This window comes from Lactonifactor sp. BIOML-A5 (assembly GCF_009677585.1).
Lineage (GTDB): Bacteria > Bacillota > Clostridia > Lachnospirales > Lachnospiraceae > Lactonifactor.
The window spans coordinates 38,430-62,193 of sequence record NZ_WKYV01000002.1 but is presented as its reverse complement, the minus strand read 5'-3'; the positions used below and the strand labels follow the sequence as shown (position 1 = coordinate 62,193).

General features: G+C 50.5%; 25 protein-coding genes. 22 read left to right on the top strand and 3 right to left on the bottom strand.

From position 1 onward, the window contains the following. Positions 1–57 precede the first annotated feature (57 nt). From GKG41_RS01765 to GKG41_RS01715, 11 genes are all read left to right on the top strand, one after another. The gene (locus tag GKG41_RS01765; RefSeq protein ID WP_226903628.1) at positions 58–957 is read left to right on the top strand and encodes a sugar ABC transporter permease; all 900 of its coding nucleotides are present in this window, start codon (positions 58–60) and stop codon (positions 955–957) included. Next, positions 954–1,793 (top strand): carbohydrate ABC transporter permease, encoded by an 840-nt coding sequence (locus tag GKG41_RS01760; protein ID WP_072850671.1) that lies wholly within the window; start codon positions 954–956, stop codon positions 1,791–1,793. Before GKG41_RS01765 ends, GKG41_RS01760 begins: the two co-directional genes overlap by 4 nt. Before the next feature lie 3 nt (positions 1,794–1,796). Then, on the top strand, positions 1,797–3,179 hold the full coding sequence (locus tag GKG41_RS01755) for an ADP-ribosylglycohydrolase family protein (protein ID WP_154256655.1): 1,383 nt from the start codon (positions 1,797–1,799) through the stop codon (positions 3,177–3,179). A 13-nt stretch (positions 3,180–3,192) separates the two neighbouring features. Then, positions 3,193–4,245, top strand: coding sequence for a zinc-binding alcohol dehydrogenase (locus tag GKG41_RS01750; protein ID WP_154256653.1), 1,053 nt, complete (start codon positions 3,193–3,195; stop codon positions 4,243–4,245). A gap of 11 nt (positions 4,246–4,256) precedes the next feature. Then, a complete protein-coding gene (locus GKG41_RS01745) occupies positions 4,257–5,066 on the top strand; it encodes a sugar phosphate isomerase/epimerase family protein (protein ID WP_154256651.1) in 810 nt (269 codons plus the stop codon). An 18-nt stretch (positions 5,067–5,084) separates the two neighbouring features. Continuing rightward, positions 5,085–5,843: a ThuA domain-containing protein gene (locus tag GKG41_RS01740; protein ID WP_154256649.1), complete on the top strand. Its 759-nt coding sequence runs from the start codon at positions 5,085–5,087 to the stop codon at positions 5,841–5,843. A 15-nt stretch (positions 5,844–5,858) separates the two neighbouring features. After that, on the top strand, positions 5,859–7,550 hold the full coding sequence (locus GKG41_RS01735; protein WP_154256647.1) for a sugar phosphorylase: 1,692 nt from the start codon (positions 5,859–5,861) through the stop codon (positions 7,548–7,550). 34 nt (positions 7,551–7,584) lie between these two features. Next, positions 7,585–8,625 (top strand): Gfo/Idh/MocA family oxidoreductase, encoded by a 1,041-nt coding sequence (locus tag GKG41_RS01730; protein ID WP_154256645.1) that lies wholly within the window; start codon positions 7,585–7,587, stop codon positions 8,623–8,625. A gap of 10 nt (positions 8,626–8,635) precedes the next feature. Then, positions 8,636–10,936: a glycoside hydrolase family 65 protein gene (locus GKG41_RS01725; RefSeq protein WP_173015501.1), complete on the top strand. Its 2,301-nt coding sequence runs from the start codon at positions 8,636–8,638 to the stop codon at positions 10,934–10,936. Between the two features lie 120 nt (positions 10,937–11,056). Continuing rightward, complete coding sequence (locus GKG41_RS01720; RefSeq protein WP_154256641.1) at positions 11,057–11,527, top strand: hypothetical protein; 471 nt, start codon at positions 11,057–11,059, stop codon at positions 11,525–11,527. Beyond that, positions 11,517–12,140, top strand: coding sequence for a DUF3786 domain-containing protein (locus tag GKG41_RS01715; protein ID WP_154256639.1), 624 nt, complete (start codon positions 11,517–11,519; stop codon positions 12,138–12,140). The genes GKG41_RS01720 and GKG41_RS01715 overlap by 11 nt, the downstream gene beginning before the upstream one ends. A 5-nt stretch (positions 12,141–12,145) precedes the next feature. Here the strand turns inward: GKG41_RS01715 and GKG41_RS01710 are convergent, their stop codons facing one another. Together GKG41_RS01710 and GKG41_RS01705 are read right to left on the bottom strand one after the other, a co-directional pair. Continuing rightward, the gene (locus tag GKG41_RS01710) at positions 12,146–12,325 is read right to left on the bottom strand and encodes a GTPase (protein WP_154256637.1); all 180 of its coding nucleotides are present in this window, start codon (positions 12,323–12,325) and stop codon (positions 12,146–12,148) included. Between the two features lie 68 nt (positions 12,326–12,393). Further along, entirely contained in the window at positions 12,394–13,560 is a 1,167-nt protein-coding gene (locus GKG41_RS01705; protein WP_154256634.1) for a MalY/PatB family protein, read from the bottom strand. Positions 13,561–13,782: 222 nt separating this feature from the next. On the opposite strand from GKG41_RS01705, the gene cysK reads away from it, so the two are divergent. Next, a complete protein-coding gene (cysK, locus tag GKG41_RS01700) occupies positions 13,783–14,721 on the top strand; it encodes a cysteine synthase A (protein WP_154256632.1) in 939 nt (312 codons plus the stop codon). Between the two features lie 10 nt (positions 14,722–14,731). Next, a complete protein-coding gene (gene ybaK / locus GKG41_RS01695) occupies positions 14,732–15,229 on the top strand; it encodes a Cys-tRNA(Pro) deacylase (protein WP_154256630.1) in 498 nt (165 codons plus the stop codon). Here ybaK and GKG41_RS01690 read toward each other — a convergent pair. Further along, positions 15,204–15,821 carry a GDSL-type esterase/lipase family protein gene (locus GKG41_RS01690; protein WP_154256628.1) on the bottom strand — a complete coding sequence of 206 codons (618 nt, stop codon included), beginning with the start codon at positions 15,819–15,821 and terminating at the stop codon, positions 15,204–15,206. The two genes, ybaK and GKG41_RS01690, sit on opposite strands and share 26 nt — an antisense overlap. 275 nt (positions 15,822–16,096) lie before the next feature. On the opposite strand from GKG41_RS01690, the gene GKG41_RS01685 reads away from it, so the two are divergent. From GKG41_RS01685 to GKG41_RS01645, 9 genes are all read left to right on the top strand, one after another. Then, positions 16,097–16,606 (top strand): prepilin peptidase, encoded by a 510-nt coding sequence (locus GKG41_RS01685; RefSeq protein WP_226903636.1) that lies wholly within the window; start codon positions 16,097–16,099, stop codon positions 16,604–16,606. Continuing rightward, on the top strand, positions 16,603–17,622 hold the full coding sequence (locus GKG41_RS01680; RefSeq protein ID WP_154256626.1) for a hypothetical protein: 1,020 nt from the start codon (positions 16,603–16,605) through the stop codon (positions 17,620–17,622). The genes GKG41_RS01685 and GKG41_RS01680 overlap by 4 nt, the downstream gene beginning before the upstream one ends. Beyond that, a complete protein-coding gene (locus tag GKG41_RS01675; RefSeq protein ID WP_154256624.1) occupies positions 17,612–18,787 on the top strand; it encodes an ATPase, T2SS/T4P/T4SS family in 1,176 nt (391 codons plus the stop codon). Before GKG41_RS01680 ends, GKG41_RS01675 begins: the two co-directional genes overlap by 11 nt. Then, on the top strand, positions 18,784–19,527 hold the full coding sequence (locus GKG41_RS01670) for a type II secretion system F family protein (RefSeq protein WP_154256622.1): 744 nt from the start codon (positions 18,784–18,786) through the stop codon (positions 19,525–19,527). The genes GKG41_RS01675 and GKG41_RS01670 overlap by 4 nt, the downstream gene beginning before the upstream one ends. Continuing rightward, entirely contained in the window at positions 19,517–20,713 is a 1,197-nt protein-coding gene (locus tag GKG41_RS01665; protein WP_154256620.1) for a type II secretion system F family protein, read from the top strand. The genes GKG41_RS01670 and GKG41_RS01665 overlap by 11 nt, the downstream gene beginning before the upstream one ends. Before the next feature lie 19 nt (positions 20,714–20,732). Next, on the top strand, positions 20,733–20,900 hold the full coding sequence (locus GKG41_RS01660) for a Flp1 family type IVb pilin (RefSeq protein WP_072850704.1): 168 nt from the start codon (positions 20,733–20,735) through the stop codon (positions 20,898–20,900). A gap of 28 nt (positions 20,901–20,928) precedes the next feature. Beyond that, complete coding sequence (locus tag GKG41_RS23850; protein ID WP_154256618.1) at positions 20,929–22,389, top strand: DUF5702 domain-containing protein; 1,461 nt, start codon at positions 20,929–20,931, stop codon at positions 22,387–22,389. A 151-nt stretch (positions 22,390–22,540) separates the two neighbouring features. Further along, positions 22,541–23,317: a hypothetical protein gene (locus tag GKG41_RS01650; RefSeq protein WP_154256616.1), complete on the top strand. Its 777-nt coding sequence runs from the start codon at positions 22,541–22,543 to the stop codon at positions 23,315–23,317. Continuing rightward, positions 23,304–23,747 (top strand): prepilin peptidase, encoded by a 444-nt coding sequence (locus tag GKG41_RS01645; RefSeq protein ID WP_154256614.1) that lies wholly within the window; start codon positions 23,304–23,306, stop codon positions 23,745–23,747. The genes GKG41_RS01650 and GKG41_RS01645 overlap by 14 nt, the downstream gene beginning before the upstream one ends. Positions 23,748–23,764 lie beyond the last annotated feature (17 nt).

Here is a 23,764-nt window from a genome sequence, read left to right as displayed (position 1 = left end):
GCGGCTGGTAGAGAAAGACACTGGCCGTGCCGTTTTCATTACCTGAAAGGAGAAATCATGCAGAATTCTGTAAAAAAGATAAAAAAGAGCAGCGGTACGATGCAGAAGAGAGAAAGCAGATTGGGCATTCTTCTGATACTGCCCACGGTAATCCTCATTGGAGCTGTAATTATCTACCCAATTATCTATAACATTATACTAAGCTTCCAAAAAGTTGCGTTAAACCCTAACCGCCCCAGCAAATTTATAGGGCTGGAGAACTACACGAAGCTATTTGCGGATCCTACGTTTTATAAATCCCTGGGGGTAACCATTGCTTATGTAGTGGTAACTGTTTTGGGCTCTACCCTGGTGGGCCTGCTGGTGGCCCTGTTAATGAACCGGCAGTTTAAAGGCAGAAGAGTTGCCAGAAGTTTAATGCTGATGTCTTACGTAGCTCCTATGGTAGCTACAGTCTATGTATGGAAATATATGTTTAACGGTTTGTACGGGGTTATGAATTACCTCACCGTAGATATCCTGCACATATTTGAAGAAGCACCTATGTGGATGGACCATCCGGTATATTCTGTTTTACTGGTTATCCTTTATGACATTTGGAGAGTATTTCCCTATGCGTTCCTGATGATCCTGGCGGCTCTGCAGTCGGTGGACGAAAGTCTGTATGAAGCGGCGCAGATGGACGGTGCCTCAGCCTGGCACAGGTTCTGGGCCATAACCTTCCCGGAACTTCTTCCATCCATCGCGGCCATCATATCTCTGAGAACCATATGGAATTTCTATAAATTTGATGATATTTACCTGTTTACTAAACAAGTTCCGGTGCTGGGAGTTTACCTGTACCAGACGGCATTTGCCACACACAATAACGGAGGGGCGGCTGCAATAACGATTGTACTCTTTGTGATTGTATTTGCGTTCGTGATCCTCTTTGGAAGAAAGGCGGTGAGAAAATGAAACAGAAGAAAAAAGCAATGTCCGTATTACATTATGTGCTTGTCATCTTAGTGCTGGTGGTCACTCTTTTTCCGTTTTACATTATGATCACCACCGCTTTTAAAACCTCTGAGGCAGCGGTTGCTTTTCCCCCTCAGATCATTCCCAAGGATACCACGCTTCAGCATTTTAAAGATGTACTGAATCCTGAGATATTCCCCTTCGGAAGGTATTTTTTGAACAGTTTTAAGATTGCCTTTACTACGGCTGCCATAGCCATTGTAATCGGAGGGATGGCAGCGTACAGCCTTGCCCGCCTGGTATTTCCGGGACGCATTGTCTTTAAGGAATCAACGTTAATTGTTTACATGTTTTCAGGAATCCTCCTGGTAGTGCCGCTGTTTAAAATCATGTCCTCCATAGGACTGAACGACAGCATGTGGGCGGTTGTAATTGCCAATCTGGTTTCCACCCTGCCTGCTGCTATTTACATGTTGTCAGGGTACTTTGAAACCATACCGGCATCTCTGGAAGAGGCGGCCATGATAGACGGGCTGAGCAGATTTCAGGTCATTTATAAAATTATCCTGCCTCTGTCTGTTCCGGCCATCTCCTCTGCATTTATTTATGTGTTTATGATAGCCTGGAATGACTTTCTGTTTTCATTCACCTTCCTGTCCTCACAGAGCAAACTGACGCTGGCGGTAGGGTTAAAACAATTATTTGGTTCCATGGATTACGTATGGGGACGTATGATGGCAGCGGCTCTGCTGACTGCGATACCTGTAATCATCACGTTCTCCGCTGTTGAAAAGTTTATCTCAGGCGGTCTTACAGCCGGCGGAGAGAAGGGCTAAGGTATGAGAGAAAATATATTAGAACATATTCGCTTACAGTATGTAAGCCGGGCGGAATATATAGAAACAGAGTTAAGGCAGAGCGCGCAGGAGGGAAAGGATGTAGATGCTTCCATAGAGCAGGAAGCAGAGGATATCCTCAAAGAAAAAGGCACGGTCAGTGGCGAGGAGAAGGCTTTAAGGCTTTATGAACGTCTAAGGCAGATGCCGGTAAAAGCGGATTTCCCTTACCGGGAGCCGGAGACACTGGAAGAGATTCTGGAGCTTCTTCCCACGTGCAGTCCCCGGGCAATAAAAAAAGACGTGCTGAGGGATAAGATTCTGGGTGCCTGGCTGGGCAGGGCCGCCGGGTGCCTGCTGGGACAGCCGGTGGAATGCTGGACAAGAGACAGGATTCTGGGATTTCTGAAGGAGACAGATAATTATCCTATCCATGGGTATATGTCTTCCGATGTCAGCGGGGATATTCGCAAACGGTATCAGGTAGCAGATGAACCCGGGGCTTACGGGAATCCTAAAATCAGCTGGATTAACAACATAGCCTGCGCACCTGAGGATGATGACATGAATTACACGGTTATGGGGATGCAGATCCTGGAGAATTACGGCAGGGAATTTGTTCCTATGGATGTGGCAGAATTTCTCACAACAAATGTGCCAGTATTCATGACGTGTACGGCAGAGCGCATGGCGTATAAAAATATTATCAATGGAATCCTCCCTCCGGAGACAGCGGCCTACGGCAATCCCTACCGGGAGTGGCTGGGAGGGCAGATCCGGGTGGATGCATATGCCTATGTGAACCCGGGAAATCCCCGGGAAGCTGCCCGGATGGCAGTGAAGGATGCCAGTGTGACGCATACCAAAAACGGGATCTATGCTTCCGCCTTCTGCGCGGCCCTTATCGCGGAGAGTGCTGTCTGTGAAACGCCCGGGGAGGCAATTGAAAGGGCGATGCACTATATTCCCCAGGCTTCCAGACTGTACAGCGCTTTGACGGAATTTCTGAAGCTGTGCAGGGAGACGGAGGATCCGGAGGAGATGATTGCCTGGATTCATAAAAATTACAAAGAAGAGGATCTCCATGACTGGTGTCATGTGATCCCCAATGATATGATCATCTGCCTCTCCCTGCTGTATGGGGGAAGTGACTATACCAGAGTGATCGGGCTTGCGGTGGAAGCGGGATTTGATACGGATTGCAATGGCGCCACTGCAGGCTCCGCATTTGGTATGATGTACGGCGCTGAAGCTATACCGGATAAATGGAAGGAACCCCTGGGAGGGCAGCTGATGACAAGAATCGGATGCCAGGGCAGGGTGAGTTTTCAGGAACTGGCAGACAGATGTATAAAACTGATAGACGAACGATATGTGACTTTATAAGGAGATGAATGCTATGAGCAAAATGTTAGTTGCAGTTGAACCAAGAGTAGCAGGGTTTAAGGAATATACAGACCGTCCCATACAGGAGGATGAAATTAAGTGTAAAGTCCTGTACGCGGCGCCTAAGCACGGAACAGAGGTGACAGAGTTCAGGGCATCCAGCGTGCATGTGAAGGAACGCTATGACAGCGAGTGGCAGTTATTTGTCCCCAGGGATGAGAACGAAGATCCGGATATTGTCTTTGGAGAGTGGAATCTGGGCAACCAGTGGGTTGGAGAGATAATTGAAAAAGGCAGCCAGGTGACAGAATATGAGCTGGGAGATCTTATCTGCTCCTATGGAGGAATCAGGGAGACCCAGATTATTAAGGCTGTGGACAATTACCGCTGCCGCAGGCTTCCGGATCTGAAGCTGTGGAAGAATGCAGTATGCTACGATCCCGCACAGTTCGCACTGGGAGGAGTGAGAGACGGCCACGTGCGGCCGGGAGACGCAGTCGCTGTCTACGGCCTGGGTGCCATCGGACAGATTGCCGCCCAGATCTGCAAAAGACTGGGGGCTTCCCCTGTGATTGTCATTGATCCCATTGCCCACAGACGGGAGATTGCAGTGAAAAACGGGGCTGACTATGCGCTGGATCCCGGACAGGAGGATGTGGGACTCAGATTAAAAGAGCTTACACATAAAAGAGGGGTCGATGTAATTATCGAGACCAGCGGACATGTATCTGCGCTTCAGAGCGGGCTCAGGGGCCTGGCATACGGGGGAACCATTTCCTTTGTGGCATTTGCCAAGCCGTTCCCGATGCTGGAGCTGGGAAGGGAGGCTCATTTTAATAATGCAAAAATTGTATTTTCCAGAGCCTGCTCCGAGCCTCTGCCGGATTACCCCAGATGGGACAGACACAGAATCGAGGATACCTGCTGGGAGATGCTTACGAACGGATATCTGAACTGTGAAGACATTATATTCCCTGTGGTAGATTTTGCTGAGGCGGACAGAGCATATGAGAAGTATGTGGATCAGGAGCCCCAGTCCAGTATCAAGATGGGAGTTAAGTTTTAGGAGGAAAAAGGATGATAAAGCTTGCTACACAAAATAAACCGTTTTTTTCTGATGTACTGGAAGAAAAACTGATTCAGATAAAAGAGTTTGGATTTGACGGCCTGGAGGCAGACGGAGACCTGCTGCTGGAGCGTTTTGACGAGCTGAAGACTGCGGTAAAGGATACCGGCATTCCGGTCACCTCCGTATGCGGAGGGTACCGGGGATGGATCGGGGATTTTCAGGAGGAAGAAAGAAAGCATGCAATCCAGGATATCACAATTATTCTGGAGCGGGCAGGAGAACTGGGCGCTGCGGGAATTGTAGTGCCTGCTGCCTGGGGAATGTTTTCCCTGCGTCTGCCACCTATGACGCCTCCCAGAAGCGCTGAGGAGGACAGAAAAGTGCTTTTGGATTCCCTCCGGCAGCTGGAGTCCGTGTGCGAAAGAACCGGAACCAGGATTCTGCTGGAGCCCCTCAACAGATATGAGGATCATATGCTGAACACTCTGGATGCCGCAGGCAGCCTGATTCTCGAGGGGGGACTGAGGCATGTACAGATTATGGCGGACTTTTTCCACATGAACATTGAGGAGCAGGACATCAAAAAAAGTCTGATCAAGTGGAAAGATCTTGTAGGCCATGTGCATATTGCTGATAGTCACAGATTCCAGCCGGGCGACGGACACACAGATTTTGTACATGGATTTGAAGGATTAAAAGAGATTGGATTTGACAAGACTATGGCTTTTGAATGCCGGGTTTTGGGCGAAGATCAGGAAGGACTCTATAAGGATTCGGTAGCATACATCCGGGGATGTATGGAGAAAGCGGGTTTGTAGGAAAAGAGGCGGGATGAGATGAGTATTCAGGTTACGGTATGGAACGAAAACCGATGGAAGGAAAGCACCAAAGATATGTACCGGGTTTACCCGGAGGGAATTCACGGACGGCTCAGGGAAATCTTTGAAGCTGCCGGATATTCCGTGAAGGTGGCCCTGCTGGATGATCCGGAACAGGGATTGTCCCGGGAGGTGCTTGAGAATACAGATGTGCTGGTATATTGGTCTCACATTGCCCAGCAGGAGGTGCCGGATGAGACGGCAGAGCGGATTGCTGAGAGGGTGAACCGGGGAATGGGTTTTATCCCGCTTCACTCTGCTCATATGTCGAAGCCCTTTGTACGCCTGATGGGGACCACCTGCACCCTCAGGTGGAGAGAGAGCGATGATGAGGAACTAATGTGGACAGCCTGCGCAGGGCACCCCATTACCAGAGGGGTCCCTCCCTGTGTGAGGTTTGCACCGGAGGAGATGTACGGGGAATATTTTGATATTCCAAGTCCTGATGAGACAGTATTTATCAGCTGGTTTACGGGGGGCGAGGTGTTCCGCAGCGGGGTCTGCTACCGGAGGGGAAGAGGCAGGATCTTCTATTTTCAGCCGGGCCATGAAACGTACCCCACTTACTACATTCCGGAAATTGAGAGGATACTGGTGAATGCAGTTGCCTGGGCAGCTCAGGGAGAGGCTGAGGATGAGGCCAGAGTGTGCCGTCATACCGCTGCAGCCCTGGAAACTATGCCTGTTTGCAGAGACATGAGAATGCCAGAAAAATGAAATCGGGAGAGAAGTATGAAAAATTGGAAAGAGAAACAGGAAGAATTGCTGAAGGTATTGTATTCAGGAGAAGACTATACGCTGGCAGACAAACTTCTTGCAGAACTGTATGAGAAATGGAGGCCTTTTGCCAAAGACAGCGGCAGTCCCCTGACCCAGAAGGACTGTATGCTGATTACCTATGGAGATGCTTTAAGAGAAGAAGGAAAGGATCCCCTGGAGGTATTGGATCATTTTTTAAAAGAGAACTGTCCGGACGAAATCACCAATGTCCACCTGCTTCCGGTATTTCCTTATACCTCCGACGACGGATTCTCAGTATCAGATTATACCAGGATAGCACCGGAGATTGGAACATGGGAAGAGGTGGAGTCCCTTGGAGAGCATACGGGGATTATGCTGGACGCAGTGATCAACCATACCTCAAAGTCTCATGTCTGGTTTCAGAAATGCTGTGCCGGAGAAGCGCCCTATACGGACTATTATATTGAATGCGATCCCCGGGAGGACTATTCTAAAGTCACCCGTCCAAGGGCGCTGCCCCTTCTCACACCTTTTGACACTGTTCAGGGAAAGAAATGGTTCTGGACTACCTTCTCCGGGGATCAGATTGATTTGAACTTCGGCTGTCCTTATCTTCTCTGTGAAATTATGGAGGTGCTTCTTCTGTATGCTTCCAGGGGAGCCAGGTTTATCCGGCTGGATGCCATTGGGTTTGCCTGGAAAAAGCCGGGTACAACCTGCATGCATTTGGAGGAGACACACGCGCTCATTAAGCTGATGCGGCTGATGCTCCAGCAGATTTATCCGGGAGCGTATATCATAACAGAGACGAATGTTCCTCATCTGGAGAACATCAGTTACTTTGGCGCAGGAGACGAAGCACATCTGGTATACCAGTTCCCCCTGCCGCCTCTGGTACTCTACACCATGCTTTCCGGGGATACCGGAAGACTAAGCGCCTGGGCAAAAAGTCTTGGGGATACCCCTCTGCCGGAGGGCACAGCATTCTTTAACTTCCTGGCTTCCCATGACGGCATCGGCGTAAGACCCGTGGACGGGATTTTGGATGAAGAGGAAAAACAGCTGCTGTTTTGCAAAGTGACAGAACACGGAGGACGCATCAGCTACAAAGAGAACCCGGACAAAACCCAGAGTCCCTATGAGCTGAATATTAATTATCTGGATGCGGTGACATCCCCCCGGGAAACGGACCTTTCTGTGAGAGCCCGCCGGTTCCTGGCGTCACAGGCAATTATGCTGAGCATGCAGGGCGTTCCCGGGATCTACTATCACAGTCTGCTGGGATCACAGAACTGGCAGGAGGGTGTAGAGGAGTCACAGATTCCCAGAAGGATCAACCGGGAAAAATTAGAGGTTACTGCCCTGCATGCGGAGCTTCAGAGAGAGGACAGTCTGCGCAGCCGGGTATTCCGGGGATATCTTGCGCTTCTTCGGGCAAGAGCCGGACAGAGTGCGTTCTCACCGGAGGCCGGACAGGAGATTCTATCGTACGGTTCCTCCGTGTTCGGGCTTCTGAGGGAGAATAAAAGCACCGGTCAGAGGGTGCTGGTACTCATTAATGTGACGGAACATACAGTCAGACTGCCAAAGAAAGCTGGGGGAAAGGATATCCTGAATCAAATGGAATCGGTGGAGAGGGATGTGCTTAAGCCCTGGGAAATCCTATGGCTGGAATTACTATAAATGTGAAAGCTGTGATAGGCTCAGGAGGTTATTCATGAAGAAATTAAGAATTGGTATCATGGGAGCTGGACAGGAATCTCTGCACTCTCACTTTCCAAACTGTTTAAAAAATAAGGAGCTTGCGGAAATTGCCGCGGTGTGCGACGTGAATCTGGAGAACGCAAAAAAAGCGGCCCAGCAGTTTCAGGTGCCGGCTTACTATGAATCCCATAAAGAAATGCTGGAGAAAGAGGAGCTGGATCTGGTAACGATCTGTGTGCCCAACCGGTTTCATGAGCCGCTGACGGTAGACGCCCTCCGGGCGGGATGTCATGTGCTCTGCGAAAAGCCTCCGGCGCTTACGGCCGAACAGGCAGAGCGGATGGCCATGGAAGCCAGAAAGGCAGGTAAGATCCTCACCTATAACCTGCATTACCGCTATGCCCCGGAAGTACAGATGATGAAGAAAATGATTGACGGGGGAGAATTCGGAACCCTCTATACCGGTAAGGTCCAGGCGGTGAGACGGCGGGGGATCCCCGGCTGGGGAAACTTTACTAATAAGGCCATGCAGGGGGGCGGTCCTCTGGTAGATATCGGTGTGCATATGCTGGACACAGCCTTATACCTTTTGGACTATCCCAGGCCGGTGTATGTGGCGGCAAGCAGCTCGGACCGGATCGGGAAGAGAGGCGGAGCCGGCCTTATGGGAAGCTGGGATCCGGAAAAGTTTACTGTGGAGGACGGACTCTTTGGATTTATTCAGTTTGAAGGCGGGATATCTCTTCAGATAGAGGCGGCATTTGCCCTCAACTGTAAGGAAAAGCAGAAAATGAATGTGGAGATCTTCGGTGATTTGGCCGGTGCCTCTGTATTTCAGGGGGAGATCTACGGGGAAAAGAATGAGAATCTGACAGATACAAAACTCCCTTTTGTTCAGGAAATTGATAAAAGAAACATCAGTATCAGTAACTTTATCAGATGCTGTGCGGAGAATGACCAGCCCCTGATAACGGCAGAACAGGGAGTGACCCTGATGAGAATCATTGAGGCCCTCTATCGTTCCGCCGAGACAGGAAAAGTGGTGGAACTATAGGAGGTGTGCCGTGTTAACGTATACGACAGGCGAAGGGAACTATAAGGACTGGATTCTGGGAGAGGATGAATTCTGTCTGAGGCATCAGGGAAAGGGAGAGAGTATCTTCTGCCTGGCTAACGGATATATGGGAATCCGCTCTGCCCACGAAGAGCCTTATCCATTCCAGACCAGAGGCTTATTTGTGAGCGGATGCTTTAACAGCAGTCACAATGAGACTGTAGAATTGCCTAACGGGGCGGACACCTGCGAAATGCTTATCACTTTAGACGGAGAGTTATTTTCAATGACCACAGGCAAGGTCACCGGTTATTCCCGGAGACTGAACCTGTATACAGGAGAACTGATAAGGCAGCTGCAGTGGAAATCCCCAAAGGGCAGACGCTACGAGCTTAGATTCTGCCGTACTGTATCCAGAGCCAATGTGCATGCCTATGGGCTGAAGGCAGAGATCTGCCCGTTGGACGGAGAGGCAGACATTGAGATCGTATCGGGAATCAACGCCAGGATGACCAATTCCGGTGTCCAGCACTTTAATGACGGGACGAAAAAGGTTTTGGATCGGCAGTACCTGTATCTGGATCAGACGACAACCCAGAGCAATTTGACCCTGTATCACTGCTGCGGCTCTAAAATCACCGGGGCAACCCCGGAAGACAGAAGCTTTGGCATGCAGAGAAGAAGAATCCTGGAGACTGTAAGGTTTCAGGTGGAAAAAGGTGCAAAGGGCTGTTATGAAAAGCTGGCAGTTCTCTACACCAGCCGGGATCTGGCAGAGCAGGATGAGGAGCAGGGAAGAGGTCTGGTACTGGAACACCTTGAGAACCTGGTGGAAAAAGGGTATGACAGGCTGTATGAGGAAAGTGCGAAGGCCTATGGGGCGTACTGGAAGGAGCATGATGTCAGGGTAAAAACAGAGCATCCGGGAATCCAGCTGGCGCTGCGGTTTGCCCAGTATCATCTGTTGGGCATGATTCCCCCGGACAGCAGAAGTTCCATTGCAGCCAAGGGACTGACGGGGGAGGGCTACAAAGGGCATGTGTTCTGGGACACGGAAGTATTTATTCTTCCATATTACCTTTTCAACTCTCCCATGAAGGCAAAGCAGCTGCTGGAGTACCGGATGAACCGCATGGAGCGTGCCCGGAGAAATGCCGGAAAGAAGGGTTACTGCGGCCTTATGTTTCCCTGGGAAAGCGCGGAGAGCGGGAGGGAGGAAACACCTCTTTTTGCCAGTATGGATATTCTCACCGGTAAGGCGGCCCAGGTGTGGGCCGGTATTAAGGAGCATCATATTACGGCGGACATTGCCTATGCCGCCTGGATGTACGAACTGGCCACCGGGGATAACACCTTTCTGGAGAACGGCGGAGAGCTTCTGATTATAGGTTCTGCATTGTTCTGGCGCAGCCGAAGTGTTTATGTGAAGGAACGCAGCCGATATGAGATTCACGATATCATAGGCCCGGACGAGTACACAGAGCATGTGGACAATAATGCCTACAGCAATTACATGGCCCATTATGTGACGAGACAGGCCATACACCTTCTCAGAGACGGGGACGGCAAAAGGGCGGTACGGGCGGAGGAGTATTTTCAGGAGACAGGGATACTGGAGAAGCTGGAAGACTTCGCGGATAAATTATATCTGCCCCAGCCTCTGGAAAACCCGGACGGGGTGATTCCCCAGGATGACACCTTTATGTCCAAGAAAATACTGGATATTTCCGGGTACCGCAATGACAATATTAAACAGACCATACTGAAGGACTACAGCAGAGAGCAGGTAAACAATATGCAGGTGCTGAAACAGTCGGATGTGATTATGCTTATGGAGCTGCTCCCGGACCTGTTTTCCGGGAAGATTAAGATGGCAAACTGGGAATATTATGAGCCCAAGACCATCCACGACTCCTCTCTGAGCAGGGCAATCTACTCAGTGGTGGCCAGCGACTGCGGGGAGTCAGAGAAAGCGTTTGCCAGCTTTCTGCATGCCGTTGATATAGATATGGGTCAGAATCCTTACTCTTCCGATGAGGGAATCCACGCAGCCTCAATGGGAGGGATCTGGCTGGCAGTGGTCCGGGGTTTTGCAGGGCTGCGCATACAGAAAGATACGCTGTATCTTGCGCCTTGTCTCCCAAAAGAGATAGAAGAGATTCAGTTTCATACGGTTTACCGGGGGAAAAAGATGGAGATCTGCGTCTCTCATAAGTATATCCATATAGAGAGCCGGGAGTCCGGGGAGATCCCAGTGAAAATCATGGGACAGGAATACAGGGTTTCACATAATCTGGATATCAAATATTAGCAGCCGGGCAGGCAGACGAATTAAGATTTCGTCTGCCTGCCCATTGTAATTTCAGATAAGTTAGTATAAGATTAAATTATACCGAACATAGTATGAAACATGAGGGAAGGAGAGGTATCTATGACACTGCCCCAGGCAATATCCCTGGACGAACTGAAGGAAGAAGGCTGTATCTATTTTGCACATATCCAGGAAGGCTTTGACCGGTATGCATACAAGATGCTTACCGGAACTGGAGAGTATTTGAGAACAAAGCTTCTGGAGCTGATCTGGAGAAATGGGTGGGAAAACTCTTTTGTGGACTTCTATTACGGGAGATTAAGTGAAAAGGAACGCAGGATCGTGAGAAAGGTCCTGAATCAGGAGCAGCGGGATTATCTCCTGGCTATGGACATCAAAGAGGAAGAATTATATTTTAATCTGACGCCGGAGCTTTTTTCCATTACCTTTCAGCTGAGCGTGACGGAAACTTTGTTCAGTACCTTTTATTTCAGTAAATACCCATGCTGTGTGTGGGCTAATTTTGAGGGGAAGTATCCTGTCTTTTACAAAAAGGAAGAGAAAGAGAGGATAAAGCTGGATGGAATATGAATCCAACTATCAAAAACTGTGTGTGACCTGGAGAGAGCGGTTTCTCACCTGGGATCACGAAGGGATCTACAAGAATCTGAATCTGCAGGGCTGCCGTCCGGGCTTTTTGGATATCCTGTACTTCGGCCGGCCTTACCGGATCGATCGGGGGACGGGGATTATTACAAATCTGCAGGATCCGGAAGACGAGATAACTTTTTCCACGCAGATGGCCATATACCATCTGTTTTATTATTCTAAGGAGAAACCCAGGAACTCAGGGGAATGGATTCCCTTCCGCCAGGTAAAAGGGGCGGCTCCCTTTGAAAGTGCCTTTCAAAAGATGGTGCTTGAGCCTTTTGCCCAGTCGTTCAGCGGGAAAAAGGAGCTTCTGGAGGAGAGAGGACGGGAATTGGGATTTGTCAGGATCAACAGGGGGGATGTGGGATTTTATGCGGAAGCTTTTCCCTGTATCCCTCTCCAGTTTATTTTCTGGGACGGGGACGATGAGTTTCCCGCCCAGGCAAACATTCTCTTTGATAAAAATATTACAGATTTTACCCATGAGGAAACCGTGGTACTCATAGCCGAAGAAGGGGTTGACCGTTTCCTGGGCAAAAAGACCCGGCGGTAGAGGATTCAGTCTACAAACTCATCGGGGCTGAAGGGATACAGGGCTTTGTAGGAATCCAGTTCTGCTTCCGTCTCGGGTGAGCTGGGAATCAGCCCGGTCATCTCTGTGGTGGCGCTTGTATCCAGATCGTGCAGAGAGGTAGCTTCCACACGGTAGGGATCGTCTTTTTTACTTTTATGACACATAAAAACACTCCTTTGCAAGTACTATACATTAGTATTCCAAAGGAGCGTTTTTTTATTCTGTTTTCTACTTATAACGCAGAAGCAATCCTGGTCAGGCCTTCCATCAGTACACTTCTGGGGCAGGCGATATTGAATCGCTGGAACCCTTCCCCGCCAGGACCGAACATGGTTCCTCCGTCCAGCCAGACTTTGGCCTTGTGGCTCATAAAACGGTCCAGATCCTTGGGGGAATATCCCAGCCTTGAAAAATCCACCCATACCAGATACGTCCCTTCCGGCTCTGTGAGTACAGCCTGAGGCAGCTCGGTTTGCAGGAAATCCTTCATGCACTTTAAATTTTCCTGCAAATACAGCTTCAGCTGTTCCAGCCATTCCTGCCCGCTCTCATAGGCGGCCTGGCAGGCAGCAAGCCCCATGGCATTGAGATTGCTGTATCCGTTTCTGCTGCATTCCGCCTGAAACAGGGCCCGGAGGCGGGGATTGGCAATGATGATATTGCTGACCTGGAGACCTGCCAGATTAAAGGTCTTGCTGGGGGCTGTACAGATGACGGAATTCTGGAGAAATTCCTGGCCCAGCGCACCGAAGACAGTGTGCGTGTGTCCCGGATAGACGAAGTCCGAGTGAATCTCATCTGCGACAATCAGGACCTGATGTCTCCGGCAGATCTCTCCCATTTTCTGAAGCTCTTCCCTGGACCATACACGGCCTACCGGATTGTGGGGACTGCAGAGAACAAACAGCTTTACCTGGTTTTTCAGAATTTTATCTTCAAAGTCCCGGAAGTCAACGGTATAGTGTCCGTCTCTGCAGCAAAGGGGGTTATTCACCAGCCGCCTGTGGTTTTCCTCAACGGAACGGGCAAAGGGATAATAGACAGGCTGCTGGATCAGTACACTGTCTCCCTCCGCAGTGAATGCCCGGATAGCCTGTACAATGGCATACACTACGCCCGGGGTTTTCACCACCCAGTCTGATTCAATGGAAAAGCCAAAATGGCTCGAGTACCAATTCTGGAGTGCGCGGATATACTCCGGGCCGGGCTCCGTATATCCAAAGATTCCGTGGTCCGCGCAGGCACGGAGCGCCTCTTGGATTCCGCTGGCCACTGGAAAATCCATATCCGCCACCCACAGGGGAAGAATATCCTCCGGCATGCCGTATTTGGCAGCAAAATCATATTTTACACTGTTTGTCCTCCTGCGGGAAATGACTTGATCAAAATTATAGTTCATTATGTAGTATGCCTCCTTTTTGACATATTCTATTGCTTGCGCATGAAAATCTGGGTATGATTCTCGAGTCTATAGCCTTCCGGCTGCAAAGTCAAGAGAAAATACAGCATAAAGTTAACAAGGATTCTATTGACAAAGGAAGGATGGGAGCATATAATCATATTAATCCCAGCGGTTAAGTATGATATAAAATAAAAGTAAGAGAATGAGAGGAGATCAGCAATGGAAAATGTGAAAAAAAGTGCAGTGGAACTCATAGGCAATACCCCCCTTCTGGAGCTTGGAAATTACAGCAGAAAGAATGGGCTGAAAGCCAGAGTAATTGCAAAAGTAGAATATTTTAATCCAGCAGGCAGTGTAAAGGACAGGATTGCACTGGCAATGATTGAGGATGCCGAACAGGCAGGAAGGTTAAAGAAGGGGGCCACAATTATAGAGCCTACCTCCGGAAATACAGGGATCGGGATCGCAAGTGTTGCGGCAGCCAAGGGATATCAGGCGATACTGACTATGCCTGAGACCATGAGTGTAGAACGCAGAAATCTTCTGAAGGCCTATGGAGCTAAAGTCGTGCTCACAGAGGGAAGCAAAGGAATGAAAGGTGCCATAGAGAAGGCAGAACAGCTCCAGAAGGAGATCCCCAACGCCATCGTGCTGGGCCAGTTTGACAACCCCGCCAATCCAAAGATGCACCTGCAGACTACAGGGCCGGAGATTTACCGGGATCTGGACGGGAAGATAGATATCTTTGTGGCAGGGGTAGGTACCGGAGGGACGCTTTCCGGTGTGGGAAACTATCTGAAGAGCAGAAAGGCAGATGTGAAAGTGGTGGCGGTGGAGCCTTCGGACTCCCCGGTACTCTCAGGAGGCGCCCCGGGCCCTCACAAGCTTCAGGGAATCGGTGCAGGTTTTGTACCCAAAACCTTAGATGTAAATATCTGGGATGAGATTATCCAGGTCAGAGGGGAGGACGCCTATGAGACCGGAAGAGAAATTGCAGCCAATGAGGGCATATTGGTTGGGATCTCCGCTGGTGCGGCTGTATATGCGGCAGCGCAGCTGGCGAAGCGTCCCGAAAACGAGGGAAAAACAATTGTAGTGCTCCTTCCGGATACCGGCGACAGGTATCTGTCTACCCCCAGGTATCTCACCGAGGATTAGGAGGAGAAACATGGGTAAAAAAGAAGCCAAAACAAACGCCATGCGCATTCTTGACAGGAACAAGATCTCCTATGAGACCATTTCCTATGAGTGCAGTGAGTTCATCGACGGACTGCACACGGCAGAGCTCACCAACGCCCCGGTAGAGCAGTCTTTTAAGACCCTTGTGGTACAGGGAAAAAGCAAAAATTATTTTGTGCTGGTGATCCCCATTGCCGAGGAAGTGGATCTGAAACAGGCGGCAAAGGTATTGGGGGAAAAATCAGTAGAAATGATTCATGTAAAGGACATTCTCCAGGTGACGGGCTATGTGCGGGGAGGCTGCAGCCCCCTGGGGATGAAGAAGCAGTATAAGACGGTGATTCATGACAGTGCCCGGGCATATGACAGCATCTATATCAGCGGAGGCCGGATAGGGACTACCATACGGCTGAATCCCCAGGATCTTGCAAAGACCGCAGCTGCGGTCTTTGAGGACGTTGTCATGAAAGATTCCAGGCCTTCATAATCTCATCCGCCAGAATCTGATGTCCTGCTTCTGTGAGATGGATGCCGTCTGTGGTGATGGCGTCGTACCCCAGTTCTTCAGCCTGGCCGTTCAGGGCGTCGTGAAGAGGGATGAAGGTAACCCCGTAATTCCTGGACAGCTTTTGGATCTGCCTGGAAAGTGTCTGCTGCCAGGGGATCCAGTTTGCATACTCCTGGGGATGGGGGAAGATAAAGGGCTCCAGGGTGATAATTTTTGCCTTGGTGCTGTTGGTAAGGTCGAATAGCAGCTGATGGTAAGAGCGAATACTGTCTGTGAGCAGATAGTCCCGCTCTTTTTCAGTTGTCACGGTATTCATAAGGATGCCTACGTCATTGATTCCCACCAGGATACACACATAGTCCGGCTGGTAGGTGATGCAATCTCTCTCCAGATTGTGGACAAGGCGTTCGGCGACGAATCCGTCCACCCCTTTATTGATAATCTCCCAGGCAGGATTTGCCTGGTGCAGCTTGTCTGCGATTTGATTTACATATCCGAAACCTAAGCCATTTTCGGAAAAAAGCCGGTTGGCATCGGTGATACTGTCTCCTAAAAATACTATAGTTCCCATGGGCATTCTCCTTGTGCGTTTGAACCTGTAGAAATGGTTCGAATACTGGAAATATATAAATTATTTTAACCCAATCGGTATTACAATGCAATTGATAATTTTTGTCACTGTTGCACAAAAGCGATTTTTTTCTAAAATGCTACTGGACAAAACCCAAAAGGACAGATATAATAAAAATCCAATACAGCAGTGAATTCTAAGCTGTATTTCTATCAGGCCGTTCGGCCGCAATTTCCAACTACGAATTTAAATTTCACAGGAATCGAGGTGAATGCGTGACACTGCAGGTATGTCTTATTTTGCTGCTCTCCGCCGGAGCTGTGGTTATGGATCTGCTGTGGGAAAGAATATGGAATCCATGGATCTGGCTGGGCTGGGGAACGGGGATTCTCTATCAAGTTCTGCTGTACGGGTACAGGGGGATTCTGACCTTTTTATCCGGCGGGCTTCTTCCAATACTCCTTTTATACCCTCTGTTTTATTTCCGTATGCTGGGAGCCGGTGATGTAAAGCTGCTCTCAGTGCTGGGCGGCCTTCTGGGGGTAAGGGGAATCCTTCCCGGCCTGGCCTGGTCCTTCCTCTGGGGGGGAATCTTAAGCGGGGCATTTCTCATATCCTGCGGCAATGCCAGGGAAAGGATGGCATACCTGGGGCAGTATCTGAGAGACTATTTGAAAACCGGGGAGAAAAAACCTTATTGCCGGAGGGGAAGCCGGCCGGAGAATATTCACTTTACCGTTCCCATATTGCTGGGAATGCTGATGTATGCGGGAGGTTACTATTGAGAAAAAGTATTTTTGCGGTATGCGATTTGGAAATTTCGTATGCCTGCCACTTTATGGAATATATGAACCAGAAGAAGAATATTCCCTTTGAGTTCCAGGCGTTTACCAATGTGGAAAGTCTGTGTGCCTACGGGGAGACTCATCCCATAGAGATATTGCTCATATCCGACAAAGCCATGTGTCCCAGGGTAGAAGCCATCTCCCCGGGGAAAATCATGATATTATCCGAGGGAGTCCACAGTCCCGGGCTGGATCAGTACCCCAGTGTGTACAAGTATCAGTCCTCAGATGCTGTGATAAGAGAGGTTATGGCCTGCTATGGGGACAGTTCACCGGATCCTCTGAAGGTGCAGGTTATGAAGCGGCGCACAGCCATTATAGGCGTCTACTCCCCTCTGGGAAGAGTTCTGAAAACATCTTTCGCACTGACTCTGGGCCAGATACTTGCCCGGGATCAGGCAGTCTTATATCTGAACCTGGAAGAATATGCAGGGTTTGAGGGCCTGTTTGACAGGACCTACGAGAGGAATCTTGGAGACCTGATCTATTATCTCAGACAGGGAAATCCCAATCTGGTATTTAAACTGAACAGTATGGTGCAGACAATTAATAACCTGGATTATCTGCCTCCGGTACAATCCCCGGGAGATATCCGCAGCACCTCCTACGAAGAATGGACGGATCTGCTCCGGCAGATTGTAGAGAACAGCGCGTATGAGGCTGTCATCATTGACTTTGGCGACGGGGTTGACGGCTTATATCGTCTTTTGGACCTGTGCAGGCGCATCTACATGCCGGTGCTCCGGGATGCCATGTCCCAGGCAAAAGTCCTGCAGTTTGAAAAACTGCTCAGCCTGTGGGACTGCAGGGAGGTTCTGAGGAAGACGGAAAAGATTACACCCCCCTTTCACAACTATTTCGGCCGGGGAGAAGAATATGTGTCTCAGCTGATGTGGAGTGAGCTGGGTGACTATGTGAGAGAGATTCTGCGGGGAGGGAAGCTGTATGAGGAATAGAGAGGCCCTGCGCCGTGAGCTGCTGGAGCAGATCGAGCACATAGGTGCCTGGGAGGCAGAGGATCCCGAGATTCTCCAGATGATTGATGAACTGGTCCTGGAACACGGGAGAAAAGAATGCTGGAGTCTGGAGGAGAAGCAGGAGATCCGGCAGGAGCTTTTCTACTCCGTCAGGAAGCTGGATGTACTTCAGGAATTGGTGGAGGATGATGAAGTAACCGAGATTATGGTGAATGGGTGGGAGCAGATTTTTGTGGAGCGGAGGGGCAGAATCACGCTGTGGGAGAAAACCTTTACCTCCCAGGAAAAGCTCTGGGATGTGATCCAGCAGATTGCAGCTGGCTGCAACCGGGTGATTAATACTTCCAGGCCGATTGTGGATGCCAGACTGAAAAACGGTGCGAGAGTCAATGCCGTCATTGAACCCGTGGCTCTGAACGGTCCGATCCTGACCATCCGGCGGTTTCCAGATCACCCCATCACCATGGAGGATCTCATTGCCGGGAACAGCATTACCCGGGAAGGGGCCGAATGCCTGATACAGATGGTCAGGCAAAAGCATTCTATGCTCATAGGAGGGGGAACCGGAGCAGGAAAGACTACCTTTCTGAACGCTTTGTCCTGTTATATTCCCTCGGAAGAGCGAATCGTCACCATTGAGGACAATGCGGAGCTGCAGATACAGGGAATCACAAATCTGGTGCGGCTGGAGGCAAAGCTTTCAAATCTGGAGGACAGCCCTCAAATTACTATCCGGGATCTTATCAAAACAGCCCTCCGGCTCCGGCCTGACAGAATCATTATCGGGGAGGTGAGATCCTCCGAGGCGGTAGATCTCCTCCAGGCGGTGAACACAGGCCATGAGGGAAGCCTGTCAACGGCCCATGCCAACAGTGCCGCTGATATGGTAAGCCGTCTGGAAACCATGGTGCTCATGGGGATACAGCTTCCCCTGGAAGCCATCCGGCGTCAAATCGCGGCAGGCTTTGACATTCTGATCCATCTGGGAAGGATGCCCGACAAGTCCAGAGCCGTGCTGGAGATTACAGAGATTACAGGTATTTCCCAGGGGGAGGTCTGCCTTCATCCCCTGTTTATCCGCCGGAACGGCGAACGGCTGGAAAAGGTGGGGGAACCCATGGGAAAAAGGAAGGGCGGCATATGAGAATACAGTACGATTCCTACGCCTTTTCCAAAAAAGAGCTGCTGAAGTACACAGGAATCAGCGGGCTTTTGTGCATTGCAGTGAATCTGCTGTTCTATCAGTCAGTCTGGGCATTTCTGCTCATGGTTCCCATTACCTTTTATTATCTGAAAGAAAAGAAAAAACAACTTATCAGGGCCAGAAAGCAAAGACTGCATTATCACTTTAAGGACGCTCTTGGCTCTTTGGGAGCGGCCCTGAGGGCCGGGTATTCTATGGAAAACGCTATAGGGGAAGCCTGTGGAGATATGAGGCGGCTGTATGGCGACGGGGATGAACTCACCAGAGAGCTGCAGTATATGCAGGCACAGCTTCGCAATCGGATCCCCCTGGAAAAGCTTCTGGCGGACTTTGGGGAGAGAAGCCGGGTTGAGGATATCTATAATTTTTCCCAGATTCTCTCCGCAGCCAAACGCACAGGGGGAGATGTCACAGGGGCGCTGGAGAAAAGCGCCAGAGTGCTGGAAGGGAAGATTGAGATAAAAAAGGAAATTGATGCAGCCATTGCGGCCAGAAAGCTGGAACAGAAAATTATGAGTATTATGCCGGCCGGTATAATCGTATATATGCAGGTCACATCCCCCGGGTTTCTGGATGTCCTTTATCGGAACTCTCTGGGAGCCGGGATTATGAGCGGCTGCCTGCTCACTTATCTGGCCGCGTATCACATGGGAAGGAAGATGGTAGAAATTGAAATATAAAGTTCCGGTACTTATTGCCGCGGCAGGTCTGCTTCTGGGATGCGGTATCGGCATATATGAAGGAAGAGCGCGGGCCTGGAGCCAGGAAGATTATTTTCAGAGAAATACATACGGGGGCGGGGCGTATACGGAGGAGATGGAGGCAGAGATCGAAGGGGAAAAGAAGAAAATAGAGGTAACGGTAGAGGAAAAAAAGTACAGCAGACGGGAAGCTGAAAAGCTTATGCAGGAGACTGCGGAGGCGCTGGATGGGGAGATTCTGGGGGACAACCAGTCTGTGGATGAGATAAGGAAGCCCATGCATCTTCCGGAACACGTTGGGGATTCTCCCGTGGCCATCTCCTGGATTACGGATCATCCACAGATCCTGGACTGGGAGGGGACCCTTGGGGAGGAGATCCCCCAGGAGGGAGTCTTTGTCACCATTCAGGGAGAACTGTCCCTGGGAGAGAGCAGACAGCTGTATGAACGCCGGGTAAAGGTATTCCCCCAACAGCTTTCCCGGGAAGAGCAGACCTTGAGAAAGCTGCAGGAGGGCATTGAAAAGGAAAATCAGGGAGAGGATACAGGCCGGTTATATCTGCCCGGGAAGGTGGAAGGCAAAACGGTCCGCTGGATGAGAAGCTCATCCCATACAGGACTTTGGGTAAGTCTTTTGGCCGTTCTGTCAGCGGTTCTTGCCGCCGCCCGCCAGGAAGAGCAAAAGCACAAAAAGGAAAAAGAACGCAGGGAGCTGCTGCTTCGGGACTACCCAGACATCGTTGGCAAGCTGGTTCTTTTTCTGGGAGCAGGAATGACCATAAAGGGGGCGTTTACCAGAATTGCCGCAGATTACCAAAAGTGGGGACAGTGCGGACCCCGGCCGGGATATGAGGAGATGGCCGCAGCCTGCAAAGAAATGGAGGGAGGCATCTCTGAGGCAGAGGCTTACCAGCGGTTTGGGGCAAGATGCCGTCTCCCCTGCTACAAAACCCTGGCGACCCTGCTTTTCCAAAATCTGAAAAAGGGCGGGCGGGGACTTCTGGAGCTGCTGGAGAGGGAGGCGGCAGAAGCAGAGGATGACCGCATCCGAAACGCCAGAATAAAAGGGGAGCAGGTGTCTTCCAAACTGCTGGTGCCTATGTTTCTTATGCTCCTGGTAGTTCTGGTGATTCTTATGGTACCCGCATATCTGACATTTTATTGAGAAGAAAGGAGGTGAGAATATGAGTGAGTGGAAAGCTTTTTTACAGGAAGAGGATGCCATTGGAGTTGTAGAGATAATCCTGATCCTGGTGGTTTTAGTTGGGCTGGTGGTGATTTTTAAAAAGCAGCTTACCAGTCTGGTAAACAATATTTTGTCTAAGATTACAAAGGAAAGCAACAATCTTTAGCCTTAAAAGCGAAAAGGAGGGCAGGAGTGTGAAAGCCAAGGGTAGTATTACAATTATGCTGTGTCTCATCCTGACCATTATGACTGCACTGGTCGCCGCCGGCTTCCGTTCGGTACAAAACGCATCTGCAAGGGCAGTTGCGGCCGGCGGGGCAGATGCGGCTCTCTATTCCCTCTTCGGGGAATATGACAGGGATCTGCTGGAGCATTATGAGCTGTTTTTTCTGGATGGGGCCTACGGGGGGAACCGGATGAAGCTGGGAAAGATTACAGACCGGATCACCTATGGGATGGAAAAGGTGCTGGAGACGGATCTTATGAAGACTTCTGTAAAACAGTGCGGGCTGACCGCATACTGCCTGGCCACTGACAGCGGCGGCGAATCCTTTAAAAGACAGGCAGCTGCATGGACCAGAGACTCTCTGGGGAGCCAGGCGGTTTCCCGCCTCCTGAAGCAGGCGAAAGGAGACAGTGAAACGGTTAGGGTATTGGAAGAGAAGGGAGAAAAGCTTCGGGAGAGGGAGGACTTGGAAGAATATGACAGGATGCTGGAGGAGTATCAGGAGGCGGAAACCGGGGAGACGGAAAGGGCTGAGGATGAGACAATGCCGATCCCAGGGGATGAGAATCCCATAGAGATATTGCGAAAGGTGAAAAAAATGGGGGTTCTGGGGCTGGTGGTTCCTGACAGCGGAGACATATCAGAAAAACAGGCAGAGGTATCAGAATTCTTGTCCCGCCGTTCCCTGAATCAGGGGCTTGGCAATTCCCGGGGAAGACCGGAGGATGCCGGCGTGAGTGAGACTCTGCTCTATCAGGAGTATGTACTGAAGAAGATGGGCAATTACAGCGAGCCCTGCAGAGAAGGGGATTTGTCTTATCAGCTGGAATATATTCTGGCGGGACAGGACAGTGACCAGGAGAATCTGAGAAAGGTAGTACAGCGGCTGCTTCTGATCCGGGAAGCTGCGAATTATGCCGCTATTTACACAGATCCTGTAAAACGGGGACAGGCGGCCACCCTGGGGCTTACCCTGGCATCCGCGGCGGGGATCCCTGCGGGCCAGCAGCTGGCAGAGACCCTGGTGATCCTGTGCTGGGCCTACGGGGAGAGCCTGCTGGATGTGCGGGATCTGCTGGCCGGGGGCAGGGTTCCCCTGGTAAAGAGCCAGGGGCAGTGGAAGCTGTCTCTGAATAATCTCCCCCATATCCTGGAATTGCTCCGGGAGGAAGGGGGGACAGGTACAGAGGGCATGGAGTATCAGGGATATCTGCGGGTCCTGCTGTATCTGAGCCTGGAAAAGGAAGATACGGAGGTATACAGGTGTATGGATATGGTGGAAAATGTCATGAGAAAGACAGAGGGCAAGGGAGGCTTCCGGCTGGATCAGTGTCTGGAATCGGCGGAGGCAGAGCTTACGCTTATTGGTCCCCGGGGGCAGGAATGGAGTCTTATAAGAAGCTATGGATACGATATGAAGGGGGAATAGAAGGATGCCTTTTGCCTGTGAAATGCAAAACATAACAAATGAAAAAATAACGAAAAATCACTCTCTTCAAGTAAATAAGCCTCTGCAGTCCCCGGCAGAGGACACATGCAGGAAGCAGGGGAAGGTATCCTTGTGCTCCCTGTCAGGAAGTATGACCATAGAGTGTGCGGCTGTTCTCCCCATGTTCTTTTTGGCAATGGTGATTTTTATCTGCTTTCTGGACGTTATGAGGATTCAGGTGATTGTTACCTCCTCTCTCTGTCAGAGTGCAAAAGAGCTGGGGATGTACGCCTATGCAGGGGATAAAACCCGGAAGGATTCCCCGGTGGGGGTGGTAACCGCGGCGGTCTGTATGGCCTATGCCAAACAAAACCTGAAGAAACAGCTGAAGGGTGAGAGACTTACAGGGATAGAGGGAAAGTCGGGCGGAATCCGTTTACAGACCTCTGCCATGGATAACGGACAGATTACGCTGCGGGCAGAATACAGGTACCGGCCGTCGGCTGCTCTTATCCCTGTCATGCCGGTAACACTTACCTGCACAGGCTATGCCAGAGCCTGGACCGGGTATGAGAAGGATATGGATTTTGGTTCAGAGGGGGAAGAGAATGAGATGGTTTACATAACCCAAAACCAAGAAGTATATCATGTGCGCGAAGACTGTTCGTATCTGGAGCTTTCTATTCACTATATTGGGAGCGGGGGGCTGGCGTCTGCGAGAAATGAATACGGGGAAAAGTACCGCCCCTGTGAAAAATGTGTGGGAAAAGGGACCAGCGGAGCAGGGTACTATATTACGGAAAAGGGAGACAGGTATCACAGCCTTAAGACCTGCGGAGGACTTACCAGGACGGTCAGACTGGTGAAGAAGTCAGAGACAGGCGGCCTCAGGCCCTGTTCCAGGTGCGGCAGCCATGGGCATTCATGAAGCTGTCTGTCTGATATTTCTCGGGACTGTGGGTTGGAGGGACTGGAAGACAAGGGAAGTCTCCGGAAGGCTGATTGCAGCCGCTGCCATCCTCGGGTGCGCCCTCCGATTTGGAATGTGGATGTATGGAAGAGAAGGGTTTGGCTTCTGGGCGGCGGGTCTGCTCCCCGGGCTTCTGCTGCTGGCGCTGGGGCGGGGAACCAAAGAGGCCATAGGATACGGGGACGGATTGTCAGTTATTACGGCTGGAATTTATCTGGGCCTTTGGGATACCCTGGAGACAATCCTCTTGGGACTGGCGCTGGCATCTTTGTGGGCCGCCTGCCTTATGGCAGGGAGGAAGAAGGGGAGAAAAGATCGGATACCATTTCTGCCTTTTCTATTCTTCGGACTGGCGGGCAGACTTTTGTACAGAATAGGGATCGGATAAGGAACAGGGAAGGGAGA